A 7,063-nucleotide genomic window follows, 5' to 3' on the forward strand; every position below is an offset into this window, starting at 1 on the left:
GGAAGAAGTCCTCATCTTTCAACCCCACAAAGGCGATATCGATATCGGAATCTTTGAAAAACCGATGAGGTTTGGCCAACGAGCCGAAGATATAAGCCTCCTGGAAGGGAACCTGGCGGGCTAGCTTTTCGAGGGCCTGAAAGGCAGCCCCGAGCCGCTCCCGCCGTTGCTGTTCTTGCCTTTCCCTCTCCTTAGCGATGGCTTGATCGAGCAGCCAGGTAGAAAAGCGAGGCATCATCACCTCCTGCTACAAGGTAGCACGGTGGCCAACCCTTTGCAAGACCAGCTTGCTGCCTTGTCTTTCAACTTCGTAGGCGTAAGGGCGAAGGCTCAGGCCCGTTGGCCTTCCAGCACCTCCCGCGCACCCTCTCCGTCTCGCGGAGCATGCGGTCGAGGGTGAACTCCCGCGGGGCCTTCTTGCGGCCGGCTTGGTAAGGTGGGAGATACCACACTTGATGTCAAAAATCGAGGCTTGCCCCCAAATGCTCCCGCTTGTGCACCATGGACCATCCCCCTATAATTATTACGGTAAACGGAACCGGTATACGGAGGTAAATATGGCCACGCTGACGGAACGGCTTGAGTTGCGACTTCCCCCGGAGCTCATGCGGTTGCTCCGGCAGGAGGCCCAACGACAGGGGGTTTCGGTGGCGCAACTCGTGCGGGAGGCCATCGAATCCTCACTTATAGGAGACCGGCAGGCCCGGATTCAGGCGGCTGAGGAGTTGTTCCAGGTAGAAGCTCCCGTCTCCGAATGGCCGAAAATGAAGAAAGAGATAGAGGAAGCTCACCTCGGGCTCAATAAGTCATGAAGCCGGTCTTCATCGACACGAACATTCCCATGTATGCGGCTGGGACTTCACATCCCCTCCGGGAGCCCTCACGGCGGGTGATCCGTGCCGTAGCCGCTGGGGAACTTGAGGCCGTGACCGACGCGGAGGTGCTCCAGGAAATCCTCTATCGGTATTTGCATATCGGCGAGAGGGAGAAAGGCTTCAAGGTGTTTGACCGTTTCCGTCGCATCATGCTGGGCCATATCTTCCCCATAGAGGGCGTGGATGTACAACGAGCACGCGAGTTGGCCGAAGGGTACCCCTCTTTGAGCCCGCGGGACCTGATTCACCTAGCGGTGATGTTGCGCTACGGTGTCCACGAAATTATCACAGCGGATAAAGGATTTGATAAGGTAAAGGAAGTGCGCCGAATCGACCCGGCCACATTCCCATAGATGCTCTGGCGAGATGGTTTGGAATTAGATATTCTCCCGCAATTTGCACACCCGCTCGGTCTCCCGGAGCATGCAGTCGAGGATGACTTGCGCGGGACCTTTTCGCGGCTGGCTTGGTAGGTTGTGGCATACCGCGCTAAATGTCAAAAGTCAAAACCAGACTCCGGATACTCTGCCATCTTACTTAAGCCTCTCGAATTCATCGACTGTGAGATCGACCTGGCGCAGGATGTTCTTTAAAGTCCTTCGCTTCAATTCTTTATGATCGGGAATGGATATGGTCATCTTTGGAGGTTTCTCCCGGCGCAACACCATATGACTTCCTGATTGCCGCACGAACACAAAACCGATCTTCTCTAACCTCTTGACGACCTCCCTTCCCGAGACAACCGGCAGCTTGCTCATCTCACACGGATACCTCAACGGTGTCGATGATCACATCACTTGGTGGGATCTCATCACCGAACTGCTTGGAGACCTCGATCCACCCTTTGATCGCTTCCTTGATATTCTTCAGCGCTTCTTCATAGGTATCCCCTTCACTGATGCAGCCTGGAAGGGAAGGGACATAGACGGTGTAGCCGCCCTCCTCAGCCGGCTCGAATACGACTTTGTAAGTCAATACCCTGCTCATTGCAACACCTCCTCATGCATCGTGATCTCATAAAAGACCTCCGTTTGATACCCCGCAGCGAACTACGGGGGAAAACGGAGATTTGCCGCAGGCGGATCGATCCGGGGTTTTGGACCGTCGGGCATAAAGCCCGACGAAATGGACGATTCTGTAGCGTCGCAGTTTATCTGCGACGAAAGAATAACCACCTTTGTAGCGTCGCAACCTGTGTGCGACGTCATCGTCGGGAACAAGCCCCGCCACTACGAAAAATTGCGGAGTTCGTCCCGTCGCAACCTGAAACGGGTCGGCGGGTACAGGACCCGCCGCTACGGCAGGTCGAATATCCCGTCCCATCGCACCTTGTGTGCGACGATGTCTTCCGATACCCATATGACGGCGAGGCAATGCATCAAACTCCAACATGAGGATCACTCCACGTTTAGACCTCTAATGCCCCGCAGCTTGCTGCGGGGTTCTTTACTTCTTGCAAGCGGTTTTCATTCACCTCCCTGTTCAATGGAGTCTAAGAAACGTTTGAATCTATCAACTTGTTCCTTGAAGTTAGTAAAGATCTTGCCCAGGTTTTCCACCAACGGCTGACATCTTCCCCATTTGAGCTCGAACCCATATACATTGCGAAAAAGATGACGAAAACGGAGATATTCTTCTAGATCGATTTCGAGCTGCTCATCAATTACTCGGGGACGAATCCCTTCCACTGGCACCGCCATTCGTTGGAGCAATTGAATGTGCCAATTCTCTCCTGTTGGTAGATCCTGGTCTATTCTGGTCGCGATTCGGCGAAATATCTTCTCAACCCCCGTATAGAAATCATGGAGAACGCTTCCAGCCGCACGAACTTTGACCGCTGATCCCTCAGGAGTTCCACCCAAGATTTCATCCATTTCGCGGGTAAGCCGCTCTAGATTACGCACTTCCCGGTCTATGTCCGCCTTTAGGGCGGCAAACCTATCCACTCAGGGACACCCCCTCCTTAAGAACCCGCTCACGAAGTTCAGGATCAGCATCTTCAAATGGGATTAGATCCAATTCTATGCCTGGTGGAAGTTGCCGCCAAAGCTCGGCCAATGCTTTGAAGTAAAGGTGGGGAGGTAACCCTTCCACTACAAGATCGATATCGGACTTCTCATGGAATGTCTTGGGATCTCTCAAAGAGCCGAAAAGGTAAACTTTAGTCACGCCATAGTTTTCGTAAAGGAGGCGCGCGCACCTCTGCGCAGCTGTAATGGCTCTTTGAAACCGCTTACGCCGATGCTCCTGTTCCGCTTTTAACCTTTCTCTCCACCCTATAGCATATTGGCGCGACATATCCCGCTCCTCCCGTGATAGCTAAATCCACTCCTCCCTTAAAATGACAGAGTGAGTATACAAATCTACAAACCAACCAGCAATCACAGAAATAAGCTGAGGAAGCTCTTCCAAGCCTCATGCACAGAGGAACCGACCAACGCAAGTGATCCCCGGGTTGTCCTTAGCCACATTGTAGCCCAACCCTTGGTTGACCGCTCCAACAACCATTGTACGGAACTTCCAGGTATTAAACGCCAGCAAGCGATCCCGTAAGGTCGCAAGCACCGTCTCTCGCTGTGCGGGAACGAGAGATGGATGGAGCTTTCAGTCTCCCGTTTGTGGATCATACTCGTGAACTTTCATCCTACACCCCACTGAACATCATAGTCAGTCCCAGGAGTTTAAACAAGGAGGCCCCATTTTATGCGGACGGGGAACTCCTTGCCGTCTCCCGGCCCATGCGGTCGAGGGTGAGCTCCCGCGAGGACCTTTTCGCGGCTGGCTGGCCAGCCAGCTAATGGACACCTCATGAATGATTCCGCCCGGCATGGCCCGGTGAAAGGGCTACCTTGCAATTGCCTTCTGAGATGATCAAAATGATAAAGGAGGAAAAGATGATGAATCTGGGTGGTATCACGAAGGATGAACTCAAGGAGGTGGTTCGGGAAGCCGTTGAGGAAGTATTGCTCGAGCTTTTCGGAGATCCAGACGAGGGGCTCGAGTTGCGTCCGGAGGTCCGGGAACGGCTCAAGCGCTCTTTGAGACGCATTCGGCAGGGTGAAACGAGCATATCGGTTGAGGAAGTAGCAAAACGGGTAGGGCTGATTTGGTAAGAGGTTATCAGGTTCGATTTCTTCCTGAAGCTGCCGATGAATTCGCTTCCCTTGACAAACCGATTGCTGAACGAGTTCTTAAGAAGCTGAAATGGCTTGCCGAAAATTTCGAAAACCTTAGCCCAATGCCCTTGTGTGGCGAGTTGAAAGGCCTCTTCAAGCTCCGTGTCGGAAGCTACAGGGTGCTCTATTCGTTTGATCGGGAAAAAAGAACCATCTATGTTCATCTTATAGGGCACCGACAGGAGATTTACAAACAGCCCTAAACGCTTACAGCAGTCACTTGCCAAGGATTATCCCTCGGTAGATCCTCTCGGTCTCCCGGAGCATGCGGTCGAGGGTGACTTGCGCGGGGGGGATTGCAGTTTGCCAAGCAGGTGGAACGGCAGTCACCCGGAATGCCAAAACTCAAGATGTGTAATAACACACTTATGCTAAATTAAGAACAATTTAACTGTTGTATCGCAAGACCTAACCCCCATGCGCGCTCCGGGAACCGTCTTGGCCTGTAATGCCTGTGATAAGGGCCCTCTTCATCTTTAGTCATCTCCTTCTTCATCGCCCAGCTTCAATCTCACCCATCTCATGAAATCCCTAAAGCCATCCATAATGTCACGCCCAAAACGAGAGGAGTCAACCACATTGTCCTGGGAACCGTTGTGAAAGTGATATGGATAGGTAGAAACATGTTTCCATTTAGTATTGGGAAAGTTATCATAACGATAGGAACGACCGGTAGCCTCATGTTCCCAATGGAAACCAAACCGACCCTCCAGCTTCCTAGACAACCAAACGTCGACAAATCCACCTTCGACAAGCACTATACGCATTTTGGTCCCCATCATCTCTGTGCTGTCCACAATGTCGGCGAACTCGACCTCGGCGATTCTTGCCAAATCTTCCGGGGTGGGCATCATAGTTTTTCTAAGTACTCCAGGAGTAAATCCCTTTCCGCTTCGAGATTATCAAACTTAAAATAGTCCTCGAAGGAATCTTGTTCATGGAATCTTCCTTGCTGGATCGCCCTGTCGAACTCTTGAACATCACTTACTCCGTATCGCTTGGCCAAGAGGAAGAGCTCTGCCTCGATGAGCTTAAGTCTGTGGCGCAGGAATGTTCCGAGGCTCTCCCTTATCAGCTCGTCCGGCTTCATATGGAGATCTTTCGCAAGCTTTTCCAATGTTGCCATATTCCACCTCCCAGCTTCGCTCCCCAATCCAAGTATAGCTAGTTGACCAAAGGACGGCCAATCAAGCTCACCTTAGCGAGCCTAATAAGACTGTGTCCTCAGGTGGTAGACCTCGTCCAGTTTGATGTTGCAGATAAGATTGGAGAGCTGCGCCATATTGGAAAGGTCCCCGTAACGTAGAAAGAGCCGCGCATTATTCTCCATAGAGCTCCTCATCGATATTCTGGGAGAAAGGCTCTACATCTGCAATTCCGACGAGCTCCAAAATGGGGTCCTGTTGGGGGTCGAGGTCCTCAGGTGACTTCGTCGCAGCTCCATTTTCCTCCCTTGTTCGGAGATACTCCACAAAATCAAAAACCTCCCGAAGGCGATCTTTCGGAAGTTTCCCTATTTCCTCGATCAACCGCTCCTTTAGAGCCTTTGCAGTCATAATGATTCTCCTTTCCCATCCAGTATGGCACAATCCTCTTACCCCATTATGGCAACAGACGAGGGTCTAGGCAACTGCTCAGATGACAGGGGTGAACCGCCCCGGGGTTGCCGGAGAGTCCAATTGTTGAGAGGATAGGGACATGACAAAAACAGGCAGGTATTCTCCAGAGGTGCGACAGCGGGCAGTTCGGATGGTACTAGAACAGGAGCGTGAGTACAACTCCCAGTGGTCAGCGATCGTCTCGATTGCAGAGAAGATTGGCTGCACCGCGGAAACGCTACGGAAGTGGGTGCGTCAGACCGAGATCGACACGGGCCGGCGGGGAGGATTGACAAGCGATGCGCGAGCTCATATCAAGGAACTTGAGCGAGAGAACCGTGAGCTCCGTCGAGCGAACGAGATTCTTCGCAAGGCAGCGGCTTTTTTCGCCCAAGCGGAGCTCGACCGGAGACCGAAGCGATGACATCATTTATCGATGAGCATCGAGATAGTTACGGGGTCGAGCCGATCTGCGCGGTACTGCCGATCGCCCCGTCAACCTACTACGAACAGAAGGTACGCCAGGCTGACCCTTCTCGGTTGCCAGAGCGTGCTCGTCGCGACGCCGTCCTGTGCGAGGAGATCGAGCGGGTATGGCACGAGAGCCGCGGGGTGTATGGAGCGCGCAAGGTATGGCGGCAACTGCAACGGGAGAACATCAAAGTAGCCCGGTGCACGGTAGAGCGATTGATGCACGGGTTAGGTCTGGCAGGGGCCGTTCGGGGGCGGAAGCATCGAACCACGATCTCCGAGGAGGTGGCTGCGCGTCCAGCGGACCTGGTGCAACGGGACTTCACGGCTACTCGTCCGAACCAACTGTGGGTAGCAGATCTGACCTACGTAGCAACCTGGAGGGGCTTCGTGTACGTTGCATTCATCATCGATGTATTCTCACGGATGATTGTAGGCTGGCGGGTGAGGCAATCATTACGCAGCGATCTTGCTCTTGATGCACTGGAGCAAGCTCTCTATGCTCGTCCTGGCAGCGAGCATCTGGTGCACCACAGTGACCGTGGTGTTCAGTACCTATCCATACATTACACGGAGCGGTTAGCTGAAGCAGGTATTGAATCTTCAGTAGGCAGTGTTGGAGATGCATACGACAACGCGCTTGCGGAGACGATCATCGGGTTGTACAAGACGGAGGTGATCCACCACCTGGGGCCTTGGCGCGACGTTGACCACGTCGAGGTTGAAACCCTCAACTGGGTAGATTGGTTCAACAACCGACGGCTGCTTGAGCCAATCGGGAACATTCCACCGGCGGAGTTTGAGGAGGTATACTACGAGAAGCAGAAGACTTCGGCCATTGTGGCCGGACTCACGTAACACAGCCTCCGGAAAAGCCGGGGCGGTTCAGAGCTTCAAAATGGGGTCCTGTTGGGGATCGAGGTCCCCCGGCGACCTTGTCGCA

General features: G+C 53.2%; 13 protein-coding genes and 1 other annotated feature. Of the genes, 5 read left to right on the top strand and 8 right to left on the bottom strand.

Annotated elements, in window-relative coordinates:
• On the bottom strand, nt 1-238 hold a 238-nt coding region (locus J7J55_00870), incomplete at its 3' end, for a nucleotidyltransferase domain-containing protein (GenBank protein ID MCD6141265.1).
• A gap of 319 nt (nt 239-557) precedes the next feature.
• On the opposite strand from J7J55_00870, the gene J7J55_00875 reads away from it, so the two are divergent.
• Both J7J55_00875 and J7J55_00880 read left to right on the top strand, forming a co-directional pair.
• The gene (locus J7J55_00875) at nt 558-812 is read left to right on the top strand and encodes a ribbon-helix-helix protein, CopG family (GenBank protein ID MCD6141266.1); all 255 of its coding nucleotides are present in this window, start codon (nt 558-560) and stop codon (nt 810-812) included.
• The gene (locus tag J7J55_00880) at nt 809-1,228 is read left to right on the top strand and encodes a type II toxin-antitoxin system VapC family toxin (protein ID MCD6141267.1); all 420 of its coding nucleotides are present in this window, start codon (nt 809-811) and stop codon (nt 1,226-1,228) included. Before J7J55_00875 ends, J7J55_00880 begins: the two co-directional genes overlap by 4 nt.
• A 180-nt stretch (nt 1,229-1,408) precedes the next feature.
• On the opposite strand, the gene J7J55_00885 is transcribed toward J7J55_00880, so the two are convergent.
• From J7J55_00885 to J7J55_00900, 4 genes are all read right to left on the bottom strand, one after another.
• Entirely contained in the window at nt 1,409-1,633 is a 225-nt protein-coding gene (locus J7J55_00885; GenBank protein MCD6141268.1) for a type II toxin-antitoxin system HicA family toxin, read from the bottom strand.
• Nucleotide 1,634: 1 nt separating this feature from the next.
• Nucleotides 1,635-1,850: a type II toxin-antitoxin system HicB family antitoxin gene (locus tag J7J55_00890; protein MCD6141269.1), complete on the bottom strand. Its 216-nt coding sequence runs from the start codon at nt 1,848-1,850 to the stop codon at nt 1,635-1,637.
• Between the two features lie 491 nt (nt 1,851-2,341).
• Nucleotides 2,342-2,821 (bottom strand): hypothetical protein, encoded by a 480-nt coding sequence (locus J7J55_00895; protein MCD6141270.1) that lies wholly within the window; start codon nt 2,819-2,821, stop codon nt 2,342-2,344.
• Nucleotides 2,814-3,173: a nucleotidyltransferase domain-containing protein gene (locus tag J7J55_00900; protein ID MCD6141271.1), complete on the bottom strand. Its 360-nt coding sequence runs from the start codon at nt 3,171-3,173 to the stop codon at nt 2,814-2,816. The genes J7J55_00895 and J7J55_00900 overlap by 8 nt, the downstream gene beginning before the upstream one ends.
• Nucleotides 3,174-3,769: 596 nt before the next feature.
• On the opposite strand from J7J55_00900, the gene J7J55_00905 reads away from it, so the two are divergent.
• Entirely contained in the window at nt 3,770-3,988 is a 219-nt protein-coding gene (locus tag J7J55_00905; protein MCD6141272.1) for a hypothetical protein, read from the top strand.
• A complete protein-coding gene (locus J7J55_00910) occupies nt 3,982-4,254 on the top strand; it encodes a type II toxin-antitoxin system RelE/ParE family toxin (GenBank protein ID MCD6141273.1) in 273 nt (90 codons plus the stop codon). Before J7J55_00905 ends, J7J55_00910 begins: the two co-directional genes overlap by 7 nt.
• Before the next feature lie 273 nt (nt 4,255-4,527).
• Here the strand turns inward: J7J55_00910 and J7J55_00915 are convergent, their stop codons facing one another.
• From J7J55_00915 to J7J55_00925, 3 genes are all read right to left on the bottom strand, one after another.
• Nucleotides 4,528-4,905, bottom strand: a complete 378-nt coding sequence (locus J7J55_00915; protein ID MCD6141274.1) for a hypothetical protein — start codon at nt 4,903-4,905, stop codon at nt 4,528-4,530.
• Nucleotides 4,902-5,177, bottom strand: a complete 276-nt coding sequence (locus tag J7J55_00920) for a hypothetical protein (protein ID MCD6141275.1) — start codon at nt 5,175-5,177, stop codon at nt 4,902-4,904. Before J7J55_00920 ends, J7J55_00915 begins: the two co-directional genes overlap by 4 nt.
• A 193-nt stretch (nt 5,178-5,370) precedes the next feature.
• Complete coding sequence (locus tag J7J55_00925; protein MCD6141276.1) at nt 5,371-5,607, bottom strand: DUF2281 domain-containing protein; 237 nt, start codon at nt 5,605-5,607, stop codon at nt 5,371-5,373.
• Between the two features lie 142 nt (nt 5,608-5,749).
• On the opposite strand from J7J55_00925, the gene J7J55_00930 reads away from it, so the two are divergent.
• Nucleotides 5,750-6,978, top strand: a protein-coding gene (locus tag J7J55_00930; protein MCD6141277.1) for an IS3 family transposase whose coding sequence is annotated in 2 segments (ribosomal slippage) — nt 5,750-6,038 and nt 6,038-6,978 — 1,230 coding nt in all. Because the reading frame shifts where the segments join, the coding sequence is not laid out codon by codon here.
• Nucleotides 6,028-6,144 (top strand) — a sequence feature (AL1L pseudoknot). Its footprint overlaps the gene before it by 117 nt.
• Nucleotides 6,979-7,063: the final 85 nt, after the last annotated feature.

Source organism: Candidatus Bipolaricaulota bacterium, from assembly GCA_021159055.1.
Lineage (GTDB): Bacteria > Bipolaricaulota > Bipolaricaulia > UBA7950 > UBA9294 > S016-54.